This is a genomic window from Labrys sedimenti, from assembly GCF_034424805.1.
In the GTDB taxonomy this organism is placed as follows: domain Bacteria; phylum Pseudomonadota; class Alphaproteobacteria; order Rhizobiales; family Labraceae; genus Labrys; species Labrys sedimenti.
The window spans coordinates 63,847-81,863 of record NZ_JAXOUF010000017.1; the positions used below are offsets into that span (position 1 = coordinate 63,847).

Here is an 18,017-nt window from a genome sequence, read left to right on the forward strand (position 1 = left end):
GGCTGAGCCAGCTCACGTCCTCGAGGTATCCTCATGGCTGTAACCAGCACCACTCCTGCCGTCTCGTTCCGCGGCGTCCAGCGCCATTTCGGCAGCGTGAAGGCGGTCGACGGCGTCGACCTCGACATCGCGCCCGGCGAATTCTTCGCCATGCTGGGGCCGTCCGGCTCGGGCAAGACCACCTGTCTGCGCCTGGTCGCAGGCTTCGAACAGCCGACTGGGGGCCATATCGAGATCTTTGGTGAGGCGGTCGAGGGCATGCCGGCCTATCGGCGCCCGGTCAACACCGTCTTCCAGGACTATGCCCTCTTCCCGCATTTCAACATTCTCGACAATGTCTGCTACGGCCTGATGATCCGCGGCGTCGCCAGGCAGGAGCGCTATCGCCAGGGACGCGAGGCGCTGGCCATGGTCAAGCTCGCCGGCAAGGAAGACCGCCGGCCCGGACAGCTCTCGGGCGGCCAGCGCCAGCGCGTGGCGCTCGCCCGCGCTTTGGTGGTCAGGCCCAAGGTGCTCCTGCTCGACGAGCCGCTCGGTGCTCTCGACCTCAAGCTGCGCGAGGAGATGCAAGGCGAGCTCAAATCGCTGCAGCGTTCCCTCGGCCTCAGCTTCGTGTTCGTCACGCATGACCAGGGCGAAGCCCTGTCCATGGCCGATCGCGTCGCCGTGTTCAACGAAGGCCGCATCGCCCAGGTCGGCAGCCCGCAGGACATCTATGAGCGGCCACGCACCCGCTTCGTCGCCGATTTCGTCGGGTCTTCCAATGTGATCGAGCCGGACCGGACACAGAGCTGGATCGGCATGAGCAGCGCGGCCAGCCTGCGGCCGGAAAAGATCACCCTGCTGCCGCAAGGGGTGGGCGCCGCCGGCGATGCCGTGGTGGTGCCGGGCACCGTGACCCAGGTGCTCTACCATGGCGCCGTCAATCGCCTGGAACTGCGCACCGATGACGGCGCCCGCCTCAGCGCCGCCATTCCCGCCGCCATCGGCACGCCGCCCGAACAGGGCGCGGCCGTGCGCGTCAGCTTTCCCCGCCAGGCCCTGCACCTGATGGAGGACGCGTGATGAGCCTCGCCACCCTCCAGGCCCCGCGGGACGGTCTTCTTCGGCGTATCTCGGATGTGCTGGTCGCCCGGCGCGGGCTCTATCTCCTGCTCCTGCTGGTGCCGCCGCTGCTTTGGCTCGGCGTCGTCTATCTCGGCTCGCTCTTTGCCCTGCTGGCGCAGAGCTTCTTCTCGATCGACGAGTTCTCCGGCACCATCGTGCGCGAGCCTTCGCTGAAGACCTATGGCGAATTGCTGTCGCCCTCCAATCTCGACATCATCATCCGCACGGTGAGTCTTTCGGCGGTGGTGACGCTGCTCTCCGCCGTCATTGCCTTCCCGATCGCCTATTATGCCGCCCGCTATGCCCGCGGACGCGTCAAAGCGCTGTTCTATATCGCGGTGATGATGCCGCTGTGGTCGAGCTATCTGGTCAAGGTCTATGCCTGGAAGCTGCTGCTGGCCAAGGAAGGCGTGATCGGCTGGATCATGGCCAAGCTCGGTTTGGCCTGGCTGCTGGAGGCCTGGCTGTCGCTGCCGATCCTCGGCGGCCCCTCCCTCTCGGTGAGCTATACCGGCATGGTGCTGGTGTTCCTCTATCTGTGGACGCCCTTCATGATCCTGCCGGTGCAGGCGGCGCTGGAGCGCGTGCCCGGCTCGCTGATCGAGGCTTCCGGCGATCTCGGCGCCACCCCGGGCCAGACCTTTCGCAAGGTCATTCTGCCGCTGGCCTTTCCCGGCCTGGTGGCCGGGGCGATCTTCACCTTCTCGCTCACCCTCGGCGACTACATCGTGCCGCAGATCGTCGGACCGTCCTCGCTGATCCTCGGCCAGGTCGTCTACACCCAGCAGGGCACCGCCGGAAATATCCCGCTGGCGGCCGCCTTCTCGGTGGTGCCGGTGCTGATCATGGGCATCTTCCTCACCGTTGCCAAACGATTGGGGGCTTTCGATGCGCTGTGATCGACACGCCTGGTTTCCTGCGCTCGCGGGGAGGGCATCATGACCGAGAACCGCTCACCGCTGGGCCTGCGTCTTGCCGCCGCCGCCGGCCTGCTCTTCCTGCACCTGCCGCTTCTCTTCATCATCCTCTATGCCTTCACCACCGAGGAGCGCAGCTTCGAGTTCCCGCCGCCGGGTTACACGCTGAAATGGTTCGGTGTGGCCTGGAACAGGCCCGATGTCTGGGCCGCGCTGGGGCTTTCGGTGAAGGTCGCGCTGGTCTCGACCTTCCTCGCCATCATTCTCGGCACGCTGGCGGCGGCAGCCTTGTCGCGCACCCGCTTCTTCGGCCGGGAAGCCATCTCGCTGTTGCTGATCCTGCCGATCGCCCTGCCGGGCATCATCACCGGCATTGCGCTGCGGGCCGCGTTCAACCTGGCCGATATCCCGTTCTCCTATTGGACGATCGTGCTCGGCCACGCCACCTTCTGCATCGTGGTCGTCTATAATAATGCCGTGGCGCGTTTCCGCCGCTTGTCGCCTTCGCTGATGGAGGCCTCGATGGATCTTGGAGCCGACGGCTTCCAGACCTTCCGCCATGTCGTGCTGCCTTCGATCGGCACGGCTCTGCTGGCGGGTGGCATGCTGGCCTTCGCCCTGTCCTTCGACGAGGTGATCGTCACCACCTTCACCGCCGGCCAGCAACAGACTCTGCCGATCTGGATGCTGTCGGAGCTGATCCGCCCGCGCCAGCGCCCGGTCACCAATGTGGTGGCGGTGATCGTCATCCTGGTCACTGCCTTGCCGATCCTGGCTGCCTATTACCTCACCCGTGAAGGCGAGAACGTCGCCGGTTCCGGCAAATAGTCAACTTCCGGAGCGCTTCGCGACGAGACCAAGATGTCTCGGATCGCAACGGTCCCCGGAAGCAAAGAGCAAGATCAAACCAGCGTTCGCCCTTCAACGCGTTGTGCTTTGGAATGCCCAAGGAGATTGCCATGCTCGATACCAAGATGCTGATCGGGTCGAAATTCGTGCCCGGCACCGAAGCGCCGGAAAAGGTGCTCAATCCCAAGACCGAGGAGACGCTGGTCGATCTCCCCGAGGCTTCCGTCGAGCAGGTCGACGAGGCCGTGGAGGCGGCGGCGGCGGCTTTCGTCGGCTGGTCGCGCACCACGCCGGCCGAGCGCTCGGCCCTGTTGCTCAAGCTCGCCGACGCGATCGAGAAGGACGCCGAGGCCTATGCCACGCTGGAGGCGCTCAATTGCGGCAAGCCGCGCATCCGAGTGCTGCAGGACGAGATTCCCGGCATCGTCGATTGCTTCCGCTTCTTCGCCGGCGCCGTGCGCAACATGCATGGGCTGGTGGCCGGGGAATATCTGGCCGGCCACACCTCGATGATCCGGCGCGATGCCATCGGCGTGGTCGGCTCGATCGCGCCGTGGAACTATCCACTGATGATGGCGGCCTGGAAATTGGCGCCGGCGCTGGCGGGCGGCAACACCATCGTGATCAAGCCGTCCGAGCAGACGCCGCTGACGCTGCTCAAGCTCGCCACCACCATCGCCGAGATTTTTCCGGAAGGCGTGGTCAATGTCGTGGTGGGGCGCGGCGAGAGCGTCGGCAATGCCCTGATCCACCATCCCAAGGTCGCGATGGTCTCGCTGACGGGCGACATCGCCACCGGCAAGAAGGTGCTGCAGGCGGCCGCCAAGACGGTCAAGCGCACCCATCTCGAGCTCGGCGGCAAGGCGCCGGTAATCGTGTTCGACGATGCCGATCTCGAGGCCGTGGTCGAGGGCGTCAAGCTGTTCGGCTATTACAACGCCGGCCAGGATTGCACCGCGGCCTGCCGCATCTATGCCGGCAGCAAGATCTACGACAATCTGGTGTCCGAGCTCGCCGGTGCGGTGAAAGGGCTGAAATACAACCAGCCCAATGACGACGAGAACGATATCGGCCCGCTGATCTCGGCCCGCCAGCGCTCCCGCGTCGCCTCCTTCGTCGAACGGGCCACCGAGCACAAACATATCGAGATCGCCACGGGCGGCCATCAGGCGGCTGGCAAGGGCTTCTTCTACGAGCCCACCGTGGTCGCCGGAGCCCTGCAGAGCGACGAGATCGTGCGGCGCGAGGTGTTCGGGCCGGTGGTCTCGGTAACCCGCTTCGGCGATGTCGAGGAAGCGTTGACCTGGGCCAATGATTCCGACTACGGCCTGGCGTCGTCAGTATGGACGCGCGACATTTCCAGGGGCATGCAGATGGCCTCGCGCCTGCAATATGGCTGCACCTGGGTGAATTGCCATTTCATGCTGGTGAGCGAGATGCCGCATGGCGGCGTCAAGTCCTCCGGCTACGGCAAGGACCTGTCGATGTATGCCCTGGAAGACTACACCGTGGCGCGCCACGTCATGGTGAAGATGGGCTGACCCGCGAGTTTGCAAGCCGAGCAGGGATGGGGCTGCCTTCGGGCAAGGCCCATCCCTTCCTTTTGGACAGCGATGCCGAGTTCGGGCATGGTCTGGTGTTGTGCATGGAACAGCCTGCGCAAGCCATTGATTTCATCATGCCTTTTTCATGAACGAGGTGATTGCCATGGAGCTCGGGAAACGGCTGATCCCGGCAGCGATGCTGGCCGGCGCCTTGCTGGCAATGCCGACGATCGCGCCAGCCAGGACGGCACCGGCCACCGTCGAGGCGCTCTGGCAGACCTGCCGGGCCATCGAGAAGGACCCGGCTGACAGCGTCAAAGCCTGCACGCGGTTTCTAGATCTGCCCGAGGGGCGGCGACAGCAGTTTCGTACCTATGCCTTCTCCAATCGTGGCAACGCCTATGTCAGCCTGCAGCGCTATGACGAGGCGCTGGTCGATTTCGCCGAGGCGCTGCGCCTCGACGCGGGGAACGAGACCGCCTATGTCGGCCGCGGCAACGTGCATTTCTGGCGCGGCGAAAACGATCTTGCCCTCAAGGATTTCGGGCAGGCGCTCAAGCTCGATCCGCGCGATGCCAATCCCCAACATGGCCGCGGCAACGTCTATTTCAACCAGGGCCGCTACGAGGAGGCGATCAAGAGCTATAGCGAGGCGATCCGCATCAATCCGAAATTCTTCAACGCCTATAGCGGCCGCTCCAACGTTTATGCCGAGCTCAAACAGACCGACCGGGCGATCTCGGATCTCTCGCAAGCGCTCAAGCTCAATCCGACCTATGTCAATGCACTCGTCAATCGCGGCAACAACTACGTGCTCGCCAAGCGCTTCGACGAAGCGATCGCCGACTACGACAAGGCCCTGGTGCTCAAGCCGGACACCGTCCTTGCCTTGAGCGGGCGGGCTGGCGCCTACGGCTTGAAGAAGGATTATGCGCACGCGGTCGCCGATTTCACCAAGGCGCTGGAACTCGATCCGTCCTATCTCAACGCGCGCTATGGCCGGGGGCAGGCCTATAAGGAACTGGGCAAGCTCGATCTGGCCGCCGCGGATTTTCGCAATATCCTCGCCCAGAAATCCGACTTCCTGAACACGCGTGACCTGTTGGCCGATGTCGAGAAATCCGGCGCGGCGGCAGTCGTTCCGCCGTCCGGCGCCAATCTGGCACCCATGGCCGGCGCGCTCGCGGCCATCAAGGCGCAGCGCCGCGTCGCCCTGGTGATCGGCAACGCCGCCTATCCGCAGGCTCCCCTTGCCAATCCCCACAACGATGCCGCCGATGTCAGCGCCCGCCTGGGCCAGCTCGGCTTCGACGTGGTGACCGGCTACGACCTCACTCTGGCGGGCTTTTCCGACACGGTGGAGCGCTTCGTCGCCAAGGCGCAGGGCGCCGATGTCGCCGTGTTCTACTATTCCGGCCATGCCATGCAGGTGGATGGCGAGAACTGGCTGCTGCCCGTCGATACCAGGGTGCGCAGCCTGTTCGACGTCCAGCAGTTCAACGTGTCGTTGCAGCGCCTGCTGCAGACCGTGGATACGCAGGCCAAGACCACGCTGGTCTTCCTGGACGGCTGCCGCAACAATCCGTTCGCCGATGCCCTCAAGGCCCAGCTCAAGGCGCAGAACCGGGCCTATGCGGAGACGCGTGGGCTTGCCCGCATCACGGTGGATTCGCCCGATACGCTGGTGGTGTTCGCCACCCAACCCAATGACGTGGCGGCGGATGGCACCGGCCGCAACTCCCCCTTCACCCGTGCCTTCCTCGACAATGTCGGTGCGCCGGGCGTGGAGGTCGAGACCCTGATGAAAAGGGTGACGGCCGAGGTGAAGGCGGCGACAGGAGACAAGCAGCGTCCCGAGCGCCTGTCGGGCCTGACCACGGAATTCTACTTCGTTCCCCCGAATTAATGTGCGTCCGTTTCGAGCCAGCTTGCCCGGCGCGACAATTCCGTCATGATATCGTCAACCATAAACGGATTGGGAGGAATCATGACGGCGGTTTCGTCTGAGCAAAGGCCATGGTTGGCGGCCTATGACGGAGACATGAAACCGCATGTCGGGGAGGTGCCCTACAGATTGCTGGGCGACATGATCGTCCAGAGTGCGCGCGAGACCCCACGCAAGACGGCCTACACCTGCGTCATGCCCAACGGTATGCATGGGTCGCTGAGCTTTGCCGAGGCCGATCGACTGTCCGATCAGTTCGCCGCCTATCTGCACGCCGAGCTGAAACTGCCGCCGGGATCGCGCGTGGCCATCCAGGCCCCCAACGGGCTTGCCTATCCGGTGGTTGCCTTCGGCGTGTTCAAGGCAGGCTGCGTGCTGGTCAATGTGAACCCGCTCTACCTGGCCGAGGAGGCGGGCGCTGTCTTCGCCGACGGCGGCATTTCGGTGCTGGTGGTGATCGACATGTTCGCCGACCGCACCGCCAAGACCCTTGCAACGGTTAAGGTGCCGCATGTCGTCCTGATCAGCGCGGCCGAGTTCTTCCCGGGCTGGCCGCGTACCGTGATCGGCCTGGTGCAGAAACATGTGCGCAAGGAGATTCCCGCCGCGACTTTCCCGCATATCCGCCTCAGGCAAGCCCTGGCACTCGGCCAGGCCAAGCTCGCGCGTGGCTTGAGGGTCGCGGACATCACCGCCGGCATGGATGCCTCGGCCACGGCCTGCCTGCAATATACCGGCGGCACCACCGGCGTGAGCAAGGGGGCCATGCTTACCCACCGCAACCTGGTCATGAATGTCCTGCAGGTGCTGGCCTTCGGGGGCAGTGCCTTCACGCCGGACGATGTGATCATGACGGCGCTGCCGCTCTATCATATCTTCGCCTTCACCGTTAATTTCCTTACCTTCACGGCGCGCGGTGCCCATGTATTGATGGTGCCCAATCCGCGTCCCCTGAGCAATCTGCGCAAGGCTTTCGAGAAATATCCGGTCAGCTACATCACCGGCGTCAACACGCTCTATAATGGCCTGTTGAACGAGGCCTGGTTCATCTCCATGCCCAAGCCCCATCTCAGGGTCTGCATTGCCGGCGGCACGGCCCTGCAGGCTGCGGTAGCCGAGCGCTGGCACAAGAGCGTCGGCGTGCCGGTGGGGGAGGGCTACGGCCTGACCGAGACGTCACCCGTCGTCTGTTTCAACCCGTTCGGTTCGGGACATAACGGGGCGGTCGGCGTTCCCTTGCCGGACACCGACGTCAAATGTGTCGATGACGATTTCAATGAGGTGGCGCTGGGCATGCCGGGCGAACTTGCCGTGCGCGGCCCGCAGGTGATGGCGGGCTATTGGCGCCGGCCGGACGAAACGGCCAAGGTGATGCGCGGCGAGTGGATCCTCACAGGCGACATCGCCGTGATGGATCATGCCGGCTATTTCCGCATCGTCGACCGGCGCAAGGATATGATCCTGGTGTCGGGCTTCAACGTCTTTCCCAACGAGGTGGAGGACGTGCTGGCCAAGATGCCGGGGGTCAAGGAAGCGGCGGTGATCGGTGTGCCCGACGGCGCGGCCGGCGAAGCACCCAAGGCCTTCGTGGTCAGGAGCGATCCTGCTTTGACCGTCGAGGCGGTGCGCGCCTATGCCAAGCAGCACTTGACCGGTTACAAGGTGCCGAAATTCGTGGAATTCAGGGACGATCTGCCGAAATCCAATGTCGGCAAGATCCTGCGCAAGGATCTGCGGGGCTAGCAAACAAGCGTTTCGGTCCAAATGCGCTTTGCTCCAGCTGGGAAACTCGATTGCTTCCCGCTTTGCAGCCCGGCGACATCATTATCCTCGACGAATGATCTCCGGCCTCGTCGTACGGAATGTCGGGCGACCGCGCTTCCAGCCTCGTATCACGCGGCTGTTCTCGCGTATCGCCTGTTCGGGCGTCACGCAGTCGATCAGTACGATGTCGGCTGCCGCTCCGACCGATAGGCCGGATGCGCGCCGCATTCCGCGGGCTGCAAGAGGACCGATCATGTCGAAGACGACCCGCAGATGCTCGGTGCGCGAAAGTTGAACGACATTGGCATAGAGGTTCGCCATGCGGAGGAGTGAGGCGTCGCCAAATGGTGTGAAGGGGTTGAGAATATTGTTGGTGGCGATCGAGGCATTCACCCCCATCAAAGCCAGAATATGGGTCGGAGCGACCCCGCGCGGCACCAGTCGCTCATACTCGCGGCCACTTAGAAACAGGTCGGTGGCCGGCAGGGTGACCACTGCAATGCCGGCCTCCCGGAGCCCTGCCGCGATCGCTTCAACCTCATGTGACGGCCGCGCCGAAAGGCTCGTCATGTGTCCGAGCGAAACGCGCCCCTGCCAACCGCGTCGTATCGTTTCTTTCAGGACGACGGGCAGATTGCTCTTTTCGGGTGCGAGATCGAAATCGAGATGGAAGTCGACAGCGACGCCGTGCGCTTGCGCGAGGTCGAAGATCTGGCTGATTTGTCCAGCCGGATCGGGATCGGTGTAGGGAGCACCACCCACCAGGTCCGCTCCGCCCGCCAGGGCCTCGTTCAACAAACCCAGCGTTTCCGGCTCGTTGGTAAGCCCTTCCTGCACGAAAGCGCAGATCTCGATATCGATGGCGAACGCGTAATCCCGGCGAACGCGTTTGACGGCTTCGAAGGAGCGCAACCCGGCCCGCGGATCGACCTCGACGAAGCTGCGCATCGCCATGGTGCCTTGTATGATGGCCTGCTCGACGACGCGAGCGGCCCGTGCATAGACATCCGCCTCGGTGAAGGACGCCTTGGCTCTTGCCGTCTCGCGCACCGCCTCCGCCAAGGTACCTTCGCAGATGCGGCAGCGATCGAGGATACAGGCTTTGTCCAGATGGATGTGGCTGTCGACAAAGCCGGCGCAAGCCAGTGCGCCTTCGGCTTCTACGATTTCAACCGCTTCACAACGAAGCTCTCGACCGATCGCGGCGATCGACCTGTCGCGTATCGCCAAGTCGACCGGTTCCTCACTGGTTGGCAGGCGAGCGTTGCGGATAAGCAGGTCGGCTGGAGGAATGTCCATCGTCAAAGACCGATCGCCCCACCATCGCTGCGCGGATCATGCGCAGCTATGATCGTCCCGTCAGGTCGGAGGCGAATGATGCCGGCATGTCCGCCGAGTTGGCTGAAGGGTTCGATCAGGCCCACCTGATGTCCCCTGTCCGCAAGCTCGGCAATGAGCGAGCCTCCGGCATGGGCCTCTATCTTCAGGCTGTCGCGACTGTCCGAGAAGGTACGCCCCAGAAGGAAACGCGGCCGGGATAGAGCCGCAAGCGGATCGAGCCCGTGGTCGATCAGCAGCGACAGCAGCAGAGCGAGGGTCTGCGGCTGCCCGTCGGCGCCTTGAGTGCCGTAAAGCAGGCAGGGATGCCCGTCTTTCAGGGCGATGCCGGGGTTCAACGTGTAGAAGGGACGTTTGCCGGCCCTGATGCAGTTCGGGCTTGCTGGATCGAGGCTGAAGGCCGCGCCGCGGTTCTGCCATAGGATACCGGTGTCACCGGCGACGACGCCGCTGCCCCAGTCGAAATAGAGGCTCTGCAGCATGGCAACGCTCCTGCCCGCGCTGTCCGTCGCCGCCAGGAAGGCCGTGTCGGCGGCCTGGAAGGGTTGCGGCCAAGGCAACGCCCTGTCGAGCGCGATCGAGCGTGCCTTCGCAGCCAGTCGGCGCCCATCGAGCAACCGCGCGACATTCACGTCTGTGAAGGCGGGGTCGGCGATCGACGGGCGATCGAGGAAGGCCTGTTTCACGGCTTCCACGAGGAGGTGATAGAATTCGGCCGAGGCAGGGTCGAGCCGGCCCAGATCGAAGGAAGACAAGACGCCCATGATGGCAAGCGTCGTCGCGCCCTGCGTCGGCGGTGGTGGCGCAAGAAGGGTCACATCGCGATAGCGTTGCATAAGCGGCTGCTCACGGAGTGTGCGGGTGCTGGCGAGATCCGCGGCAGTCAGGGGTGAACCGGCAGCTCGGAGGCTCGACGCGATGCGCGCGCCCAGCTCGCCTTCGTAAAACTCGCGCACGCCGTGATCGGCTATGGCGCGCAACGAACTCGCCAAAGCCGGCTGGCGCTGTATGCCGTTCCGGAAGAAGATCCCTTGGAAGCTAGGCCATTGCGTGACCTCGCTTTCGCGGAAACGATACCAAAATTCTTGAGAAGGACTGACGTCGAAGCCGTTTTGTGCCAGCGCGACGGCGTCGTCGAGCAAGCCGGCGATGGACGACCGGCCCTGCCAGTGGCTGTGGGAGTAGTCGAGGACTTGTCCCCAACTGTCGACGAGGCATGCCGTCGTCATGGCCGAAAGCGGCCCGCGAAGCGGGATGACAGACAGATCGGGGATGAACCTCGCCGCCTGGCCAATGCCCAGGAAGGCGGTGGCAGAACCCGTGCGATCGGCAACAAGCCAAACCGCGTCTCCACCAAGACCACAAAAATGTGGATAGAGGACCGAGAGTGCCGCGCTCGCGGCAACCAGCGCCTCGATGGCATTGCCCCCCCGTTTGAGGACCTTCGCTCCGGTCTCTGTGGCGAGCCAGTGTGGCGCGACGACCATGCCCTCGCTCGACGTCGCATTCTCGCTGGGCCCTTGCCGTGGGACGGTCTTCATGCAATCGCCGCGATTGTGTGAACAGACCTCCAGTCAAGCAAGTTCCGGGCCATTTCCGGCTCAGGCGCGTTCGACCTCTTCGAGGCCCCGGCGTCGGTGCACCCAGCGGAAATCCCGGCGATGGGCAGACGGCAACGAAGCGTGCGTTTCCAGGAAGGTCGTGCTTGGACCGGTCGGCATCTTCGAGACTTGGTATGACGCCAAGAGGCCTTATGCGGGATGCATGAACCCGATCTCGCAGACCGACAGGCTATTGAAGGCCGCGGATGTGTGGCTCGCCGTCCGACAAAAAGAGAGCAGATTGCGACTTTTGATCATCGCAACCTGCTCTTGGACTGTCGTATCCGCTGCAAGCGGAAAGAGCAGGCCGGAAGGCCTGATCTCTAGTCTACTGCCGATAATGCTGGATGCGCGTGGTGCGCAGGCCCGCCAGGCCATGGCGGTCGATCGAGGCCTGCCAGGACAGGAATTCCTCGGTGGTCAGCACATAGCGGTTGCAGGCTTCCTCGAGGCTCAGAAGTCCACCGCGTACGGCGGCGACCACTTCTGCCTTGCGCCGGATCACCCAGCGCTGGGTACCGGGAGGCGGCAGGTCCGCAACGGTCAGGGGGCTGCCGTCGGGGCCAATGACATATTTCACCCGAGGGCGAAGAGTTTCGGTCATGGGTACGCTCACACAATTCGAATGACCATGTGAGCTGCAGGCTAGGAGGGCTCGCTTAAAAATTGTTGAAGGAAATTCAGAAAAGTCATTGATCTCGCTTCGATGATTACAATTCGGCAACAAGCTGAATCAGGCCTTAACTTCGTCGCCATCTGTCCGGTTGCCAGGCGCCAGGAAGGGTTTGGCCAAGGCGTGGTAGAGCTTTTCCCGGCAGATGAGGGCCGAGATGCCGTCCGCAATGATGGCGGTGGCGAGCAGAGGCAGCACCATGGCACGGCTGTCCGACATTTCCGAAATGATGATGACGGCGGTGAGCGGCGCCCTGACCACGCCGACGAAATAGCCGATCATGCCGAGAAGCACGATGGCGCCGAGCGGCTGGTCGGGAAAGGCGAGGGCGAGCAGATTGCCAACCCCGGCGCCGGTGGCGAGCGAGGGCGCAAAAATCCCGCCCGGCACGCCGGACAGCACGGTGATCAAGCTCGAAAGAAACTTGGCCGGCCCGAACCAGACGGGCTCGGCATGGGATTCCACCAGCCGGCGGGCGACCTCGTAGCCGGTGCCCCAGGTTGCGCCCTGGCTGAGAACGCCGAGGATCGCCACCAGGAAGCCGCAGACTAGGGCGAGGCGGATGGGACGGCGACGCATGGCCGCGATCGGGGCGAAGGCGGTGGCGCCGAAAGCCAGGATCAGCCGCGAGAACAGGCCGCCGGTGATGCCGCCGATCACACCGGCCAGCGGCGCGATGAGCAGGGCGGCGCCGAGCGGCAGCGCTTCGTGCACGGAGCCGAAATAGATATAGTCGCCGGCAATGCCCAGGCTGACGAGGCCGGAGATCATCACGGCCGCCATGGCCAGTAGGGCGAGGCGCTGGTGGTAGGAGGCCGCGAGTTCCTCGATGGCGAAGGCGATGCCGGCGAGCGGCGTGTTGAAGGCGGCTGAGACCCCCGCCGCTCCGCCGGCAATGATCACGGCGGGCGACAGGTCGATCTTCAGCAGGCGATGCATGAAGGCCATGATTGCGGCGCTGATCTGCACCGTTGGTCCCTCGCGACCGACCGAAGCGCCGACCAGGATGGCGCCGACCGTCGCCGCGAATTTGAAGACGGCGACCTTCATGGAGATCAGGCCGGTTGCAACGGCATGACGGGGATCGCGGGCGCCGGCACTTATCTGGGGAATGCCGGAGCCCCGTGCCGCGGGCGCGAAACGACGTGTGAGCCACGCCAGGAGAGCGAGCCCCAGGGGCGTCACCACCAGTGGCGCATAGGGGGCTTTGGCGACCATCAGCTCGAACAGCTTCGCGGCCTGGTCGGCTGTCCAGGTGAAGGCGAGGGCGACGAGGCCCAGAATGACGGCGCCGATGGTCGTGGCGGTGCGGCGACGCAGCAATATTGGAAGATCGTCAGGAATCATCGGGCAAGCAAAGTCCTTTGCTTCCCTTCTACACCGCCCGGGCCTCGCGGCGGCAAGCAAGAATGGTTCAAGAAGACCTGGCTGGCACCGACTGGGGGCAAACTATCCGCCCCCTGTCATCTCCACCTAGTCCCTCGCCCGTTCGGCGCTGATGATCCAGGCGCGTGACTCAAAAAGCACGCCGTCGGCCGTCATATGGGCGTCCAGCAGATCGCGCAGCCGCTGCAGGGACCGATCCGGTGGTTCGTCCGTGCGAGCGAGCGTGTCCTTCACCAGATAGAGGCCGGTGATGGCATCGAAGGCAGCGTCGACATTCGGCCCGTAGAAGACCGGCTCGTTCACTTCGGCGAAGTCGATCGAGGTAAAGCCGGCTATGCTGAGAAGCGCCGTGGCCGTGGCGGGATCGCCGAGTGAAAACGGCTTGCCGGCATCGACGGAAATCGCCCCTCCCGGAGCCAGGGCCTGCCTGATGGCGCTGGACCAGGTGTTACGCGCCTGGCTCTGCCACACCATCCATGCAAGACGCGCGCCGGGACGCAGCGCCCGTGCGATATTGGCAAAGGCGGCGGCCGGATCGGCAAAGAACATCACGCCGAAGCGGCTGATGCACAAATCGAAGCCGGCAGCCGGAAAGGCGTGGTGCTGCGCGTCGCCCTGTTCGAATGCGACGTTTCCCAAGCCTGCTTGCAGGCAGCGCTGCCGCGCAATTGCGAGCATCTCGGCAGAAGTATCGACGCCGACGACGCCCGCTTCCACCGCGATACTGGCGGCTTCGCGTGTGGTCTGGCCTGCGCCGCAACCGATGTCGAGTACCCGGTCGCGTGGCCCAACCCTGGCAGCGGCCCGTAAATGACGATTATGCCGGGACAATTCCGCGTCGTAAAAGTCGGCACAGTCCAACGCCATGAGGTCCATCCAGTTCTGTCGTGGCTATGAAAAACGCGTCCCTTTGCCGAGTTTCCTGCTCGCCGGCGGCAGGGCTGCGTCCCTTCTTTGGTGGCGTATCCGATCCCTCCCATAAACTGATTGCATAATAGGATCAGATGTGCAATGTCGAATCCAGTTGCAACATGCAAGCAGAAGGATCGTGTTCATGGAACGGGCTGGATCATCCCGCGTCACCGAGAAATCCGTCGAAGTCAAAGGCGCGAAGCTTCAGACTCAGGCATTCGGTGCTCCGCCCAGCCCGCCCATCGTGCTGATCATGGGGATGATGGCCTCGATGCTGTGGTGGCCGGAGAGGTTGTGCAGGGAACTGGCCGCTCGCGGACGCCATGTGATCCGGTACGACCAGCGCGACACCGGCCTTGCCACCCACTATCCGCAAGGCGAGCCTGGCTACTCCTCCAGTGATCTGGCCGACGATGCCATGGCGCTTCTCGACGGTTACGGCCTGGAAACGGCGCATCTGGTCGGCATGTCGATGGGTGGCTTCGTCGCGCAGGAGGCCGCATTGCGCCATTCCCGGCGCGTGCTTACGCTCACGCTGATCAGCACCTCGCCGCTCGCGGTCAAGGGACTACCGCCCTCGACCGAAGCCTATCGGGAGCACGCCGCGACGGGCGAGGCAGTTGACTGGTCTGATCTTGGGGCCATCGCCGATTTCCTGCGCCGCGATGCTGCCATGCTCGCCGGCACCAGGCATCCGCATGATGCCGAGGCCGTGAGCGCGCTGATCGCGCGCGACATGGCCCGGACGCCGGCATTTGCCAGCGCAACCAACCATTTCGCGCTGGTGAGCGGGGAGGAGGCCACGAAGTTGCGAGCCTCCGATCTCACGATGCCGGTTCTTGCGATCCACGGCACGGCCGATCCGCTGTTTCCCATTGCGCATGGAGAGGCCTTCACCAGGGCCGTGCCGAATGCGCGGCTGCACCGGATCGAAGGCGGCGGGCACGAAATCCACGACCGGGACATTGACGAGATGGTGCAGGCCATCGCCCATCATGCGACATAACGCGTGTCCGGCAAGGCAGTCGCACCCATCTTTCACGCGTTGAATTCGTAGTAAATTTCGTACAGCGAGCCGTGCTGATCGAATACAGCTTGGCGCGCTATTTCACGCTGGCAAAAATAAACTGAAAGAGGCAGGGTGCTCGGCGTCTTTCTCATGTCATCGGAAGAATTCGGCGATGTCTATATGTCACCAGGGGAGTAAAGTTGGCTCTCGGTTGCGGCATTCGCTGATGACGGCTGTCATCGCCGGTTCGATGATGCTGTCATCCATGGCGGTCGCGCAGTCGCTCAAGCCGGAAATCGGGCCGTCGCCGCCGGAGGATGCCATGCCGCTCTACAAGGGCGGTGTCGAGAAGGCGATCAGCAGTTTGCCTGAGATCGTTCGTGACGTCAGGGCTCAGTCAGATGTCCCCGGTATCGCCGTGGCGGTCGTGCACGGCGGCAAGACCGTGTTCGCAAAGGGATACGGCGAACGCGTCAAGGACGACAAGACCCAGCCGGTCGATGAATTCACGGTGTTTCAGGTCGCCTCGGTCTCCAAGTCGATTACCGCCACGGTCGCCGCGATCGCGATGACCAAGGGCGCCATGGCCGGCAAGGCCATCAGTTGGGACGATCGCGTCCGCACTTATCTGCCCGGCTTCCTGCTTGGGAACGACTATGTCTCGAACCAGGCCACCATCGGGGATTTCTTCGCCCATCGTTCGGGTCTGCCGGAAGCGGCCGGGGACGATCTGGAGGATCTCGGCTTTGAGCGCAGGGACATCATCCAGCGACTCCGGCTGATGCCGCTCGACCCCTTCCGGACATCTTATCATTACGCCAATTTCGGCACGACGATCGGGGCCGAAGCGGTCGCCGCCGCCATGGGCGAGCGCTGGGAGGTCCTGGCCGATCGGCTGCTTTTCAAGCCTCTGGGCATGCGGTCGACCAGCTATCTTCACAAGGATTTCCTGGCACAGCAGAACCGCGCCGTTCTGCATGCTTTCGAGGGGGGTGAGTTCAAGCCCCGATATGACCGGGATCCCGACCAGCAGGCGCCGGCGGGCGGGGTTTCCTCCAATGTCACGGAACTGGCGAAGTGGCTGCAATTGCTGCTCGCGGGCGGCAAGTATGGCGGCGAAACGCTGATAGCGCCCCAGGTTATCCTGCCTGCGTTGACCCCCCAGGCGGTAGGCGGACGCGCCGAGGCGCTCGACGCGCGCACCGGCTTCTACGGCTATGGCTTCAACGTGAACGTCAATGCCAATGGCCGGACCTCCATGGGTCATTCGGGCGCCTTCCTGCTCGGTGCCGGCACCACCTTCCAGATCCTGCCTTCAGCCGATGTCGGCATCGTGATTCTGACCAATGGCGCGCCGGTCGGCGCCGCCGAGGCCATCGCCGCGCGCTTCATGGACATCGTGCAATATGGCGGGGAAACGAGGGATTGGTATACCCTTGCGCATCAGCACATGACGGGCTTTTTCAAGCCGGTCGGCGATCTCGTGGGCAAGACGCCGCCTGCCCATCCCAAGCCTGCCAGGCCGCTTGCCAGGTATGCCGGCGCCTATGTGAGCCCTTATTTCGAGGTCGGCACGGTGCGGGTCGAGGATGATCATCTGGTCCTGCTGCTCGGGCCGCACCTGATGAAATTCCCGCTCCGCCACTGGGACGGCGATGTCTTTGCCTTGAGTCCCGACGGCGAGAACGCCCCCGAAGGCTCCCTGTCTTCGGTCAAATTCTCGGGGGAGCAGCCAAATCCTGGAGCGATGACGGTCAACTATCTGAATGCCGAGGGGCAGGGCAGTTTCAGGCGATGATCGCCTCTCCGCCCTCGCTCTGATCGTCCGAAAAGAAAAATCCACGGTCGAAGCGGGCCAAGGTCCGGACATCCTGTTTTCGATACCGCGCGGCATCGCTGCTGACAGGACGCGGTCAGTTGCCTCGTCTTATGTCAAGATGACCTCCCCTCTGCCGCATCGGATGCCCAAGCCATGAAAATCATCGAAGCCGGCGTTCTCGACATCGCCTATATCGAAAAGGGCCCCGCTGACGGGGTGCCGGTCCTATTGCTGCACGGCTTTCCCTATGACGTCCGTGCCTTCGACGTCGTCGCCGAGCGGGTGGCGGCGAAGGGCATGCGCTGCATCATCCCCTATCTGCGCGGCTATGGCCCGACGCGGTTTCGCTCGGCCGAGACGCCGCGATCCGGCGAACAGGCGGCGCTCGGCGCCGATCTCCTCGCACTGATGGATGCTCTCGCCATCCCCGAGGCCGTGCTTGGCGGCTATGATTGGGGCGGGCGTGCCGCCTCGATCGTGGCGGCGCTCTGGCCGCGACGTGTGAGGGGACTGGTGAGTTGCGGCACGGGCTACAACATTCAAGACATTGCCCGCGCCACGATTCCGGCCGAACCGGAAGAGGAAATGCGCTTCTGGTATCAGTATTATTTCCATACGGAGCGCGGCCGGGCGGGCCTGACGGAAAGACGCCGGGAGCTCTGCCGCTTCATCTGGAAGCTCTGGTCGCCGCGCTGGGCCTTTGACGAAGAAACCTTCCAGGCCAGCGCCGCAGCCTTCGACAATCCGGATTTCGTCGAAGTCGTCATCCATTCCTACCGCCACCGCTATGGTGGCATCGTCGGCGACCCGGCATTGGCTGCGATCGAGACACGTCTTGCCGCCCAGCCCGCGATCGATGTACCGGCCGTCGTGCTGCAGGGCGATGCCGACGGCGTCGATCCGCCCCGCCGCGAAGATCGCGACGCTCCTCATTTCACCGCGCGTTATGAGCGCCGTATTCTCCCCGGCATCGGCCACAACCTCCCACAGGAGGCACCGGAGGCTTTCGCCGAGGCCGTCGCCTCGCTGGTGTAGATCCCATGAGTACCGTGGTTACTTTCGATGCCATGGCTACCCCGTGGCGGTACTGGGTGCGCGCAAACAAAGAAGGCCCGCTCGATAGCGGGCCCGAGGTGCGGAAATCACGCTTTCC

14 protein-coding genes are annotated in these 18,017 nt (G+C 63.8%); 9 read left to right on the top strand and 5 right to left on the bottom strand.

Features of this window, described 5'->3' with window-relative positions; all coding sequences use genetic code 11:
* The first annotated feature begins 33 nt into the window (after positions 1–33).
* From U1R88_RS28600 to U1R88_RS28625, 6 genes are all read left to right on the top strand, one after another.
* Complete coding sequence (locus U1R88_RS28600) at positions 34–1,065, top strand: ABC transporter ATP-binding protein (RefSeq protein WP_322434322.1); 1,032 nt, start codon at positions 34–36, stop codon at positions 1,063–1,065.
* Positions 1,065–2,006: an ABC transporter permease gene (locus U1R88_RS28605; RefSeq protein ID WP_322434323.1), complete on the top strand. Its 942-nt coding sequence runs from the start codon at positions 1,065–1,067 to the stop codon at positions 2,004–2,006. The genes U1R88_RS28600 and U1R88_RS28605 overlap by 1 nt, the downstream gene beginning before the upstream one ends.
* Before the next feature lie 39 nt (positions 2,007–2,045).
* Positions 2,046–2,852 carry an ABC transporter permease gene (locus tag U1R88_RS28610; protein ID WP_322434324.1) on the top strand — a complete coding sequence of 269 codons (807 nt, stop codon included), beginning with the start codon at positions 2,046–2,048 and terminating at the stop codon, positions 2,850–2,852.
* Between the two features lie 131 nt (positions 2,853–2,983).
* On the top strand, positions 2,984–4,414 hold the full coding sequence (locus tag U1R88_RS28615) for a gamma-aminobutyraldehyde dehydrogenase (RefSeq protein WP_322434325.1): 1,431 nt from the start codon (positions 2,984–2,986) through the stop codon (positions 4,412–4,414).
* Between the two features lie 166 nt (positions 4,415–4,580).
* A complete protein-coding gene (locus U1R88_RS28620) occupies positions 4,581–6,323 on the top strand; it encodes a tetratricopeptide repeat protein (RefSeq protein ID WP_322434326.1) in 1,743 nt (580 codons plus the stop codon).
* Between the two features lie 135 nt (positions 6,324–6,458).
* On the top strand, positions 6,459–8,105 hold the full coding sequence (locus tag U1R88_RS28625) for an AMP-binding protein (protein ID WP_322434327.1): 1,647 nt from the start codon (positions 6,459–6,461) through the stop codon (positions 8,103–8,105).
* A gap of 81 nt (positions 8,106–8,186) precedes the next feature.
* Here U1R88_RS28625 and U1R88_RS28630 read toward each other — a convergent pair whose 3' ends face one another.
* The 5 genes from U1R88_RS28630 to U1R88_RS28650 form a co-directional block, all read right to left on the bottom strand.
* Positions 8,187–9,425: an amidohydrolase family protein gene (locus tag U1R88_RS28630; RefSeq protein WP_322434328.1), complete on the bottom strand. Its 1,239-nt coding sequence runs from the start codon at positions 9,423–9,425 to the stop codon at positions 8,187–8,189.
* Positions 9,426–9,427: 2 nt separating this feature from the next.
* On the bottom strand, positions 9,428–11,005 hold the full coding sequence (locus U1R88_RS28635) for a gamma-glutamyltransferase family protein (protein ID WP_322434329.1): 1,578 nt from the start codon (positions 11,003–11,005) through the stop codon (positions 9,428–9,430).
* A 388-nt stretch (positions 11,006–11,393) separates the two neighbouring features.
* Entirely contained in the window at positions 11,394–11,669 is a 276-nt protein-coding gene (sciP, locus tag U1R88_RS28640; RefSeq protein WP_068297942.1) for a CtrA inhibitor SciP, read from the bottom strand.
* A gap of 129 nt (positions 11,670–11,798) precedes the next feature.
* Complete coding sequence (locus U1R88_RS28645; RefSeq protein ID WP_322434330.1) at positions 11,799–13,085, bottom strand: chloride channel protein; 1,287 nt, start codon at positions 13,083–13,085, stop codon at positions 11,799–11,801.
* A 126-nt stretch (positions 13,086–13,211) separates the two neighbouring features.
* A complete protein-coding gene (locus tag U1R88_RS28650) occupies positions 13,212–13,991 on the bottom strand; it encodes a class I SAM-dependent methyltransferase (RefSeq protein ID WP_322434331.1) in 780 nt (259 codons plus the stop codon).
* Positions 13,992–14,178: 187 nt separating this feature from the next.
* Here U1R88_RS28650 and U1R88_RS28655 point away from each other — a divergent pair, with 187 nt between their 5' ends.
* From U1R88_RS28655 to U1R88_RS28665, 3 genes are all read left to right on the top strand, one after another.
* The gene (locus U1R88_RS28655) at positions 14,179–15,042 is read left to right on the top strand and encodes an alpha/beta fold hydrolase (protein WP_322434332.1); all 864 of its coding nucleotides are present in this window, start codon (positions 14,179–14,181) and stop codon (positions 15,040–15,042) included.
* 229 nt (positions 15,043–15,271) lie between these two features.
* Positions 15,272–16,843, top strand: a complete 1,572-nt coding sequence (locus U1R88_RS28660; RefSeq protein ID WP_322434333.1) for a serine hydrolase — start codon at positions 15,272–15,274, stop codon at positions 16,841–16,843.
* A 174-nt stretch (positions 16,844–17,017) separates the two neighbouring features.
* Positions 17,018–17,899, top strand: a complete 882-nt coding sequence (locus U1R88_RS28665; RefSeq protein ID WP_322434334.1) for an alpha/beta fold hydrolase — start codon at positions 17,018–17,020, stop codon at positions 17,897–17,899.
* Positions 17,900–18,017: the final 118 nt, after the last annotated feature.

Bases quoted from the DNA above. Each gene is read 5' to 3' on its own strand.
- U1R88_RS28665 (WP_322434334.1), top strand. From the start codon at position 17,018: ATGAAAATCATCGAAGCCGGCGTTCTCGACATCGCCTATATCGAAAAG.
- U1R88_RS28630 (WP_322434328.1), bottom strand. From the start codon at position 9,425: ATGGACATTCCTCCAGCCGACCTGCTTATCCGCAACGCTCGCCTGCCA.
- U1R88_RS28620 (WP_322434326.1), top strand. From the start codon at position 4,581: ATGGAGCTCGGGAAACGGCTGATCCCGGCAGCGATGCTGGCCGGCGCC.
- U1R88_RS28635 (WP_322434329.1), bottom strand. From the start codon at position 11,005: ATGAAGACCGTCCCACGGCAAGGGCCCAGCGAGAATGCGACGTCGAGC.
- U1R88_RS28615 (WP_322434325.1), top strand. From the start codon at position 2,984: ATGCTCGATACCAAGATGCTGATCGGGTCGAAATTCGTGCCCGGCACC.
- U1R88_RS28660 (WP_322434333.1), top strand. From the start codon at position 15,272: ATGACGGCTGTCATCGCCGGTTCGATGATGCTGTCATCCATGGCGGTC.
- sciP (WP_068297942.1), bottom strand. From the start codon at position 11,669: ATGACCGAAACTCTTCGCCCTCGGGTGAAATATGTCATTGGCCCCGAC.
- U1R88_RS28600 (WP_322434322.1), top strand. From the start codon at position 34: ATGGCTGTAACCAGCACCACTCCTGCCGTCTCGTTCCGCGGCGTCCAG.
- U1R88_RS28610 (WP_322434324.1), top strand. From the start codon at position 2,046: ATGACCGAGAACCGCTCACCGCTGGGCCTGCGTCTTGCCGCCGCCGCC.
- U1R88_RS28605 (WP_322434323.1), top strand. From the start codon at position 1,065: ATGAGCCTCGCCACCCTCCAGGCCCCGCGGGACGGTCTTCTTCGGCGT.
- U1R88_RS28655 (WP_322434332.1), top strand. From the start codon at position 14,179: ATGGAACGGGCTGGATCATCCCGCGTCACCGAGAAATCCGTCGAAGTC.
- U1R88_RS28625 (WP_322434327.1), top strand. From the start codon at position 6,459: ATGAAACCGCATGTCGGGGAGGTGCCCTACAGATTGCTGGGCGACATG.
- U1R88_RS28645 (WP_322434330.1), bottom strand. From the start codon at position 13,085: ATGATTCCTGACGATCTTCCAATATTGCTGCGTCGCCGCACCGCCACG.
- U1R88_RS28650 (WP_322434331.1), bottom strand. From the start codon at position 13,991: ATGGCGTTGGACTGTGCCGACTTTTACGACGCGGAATTGTCCCGGCAT.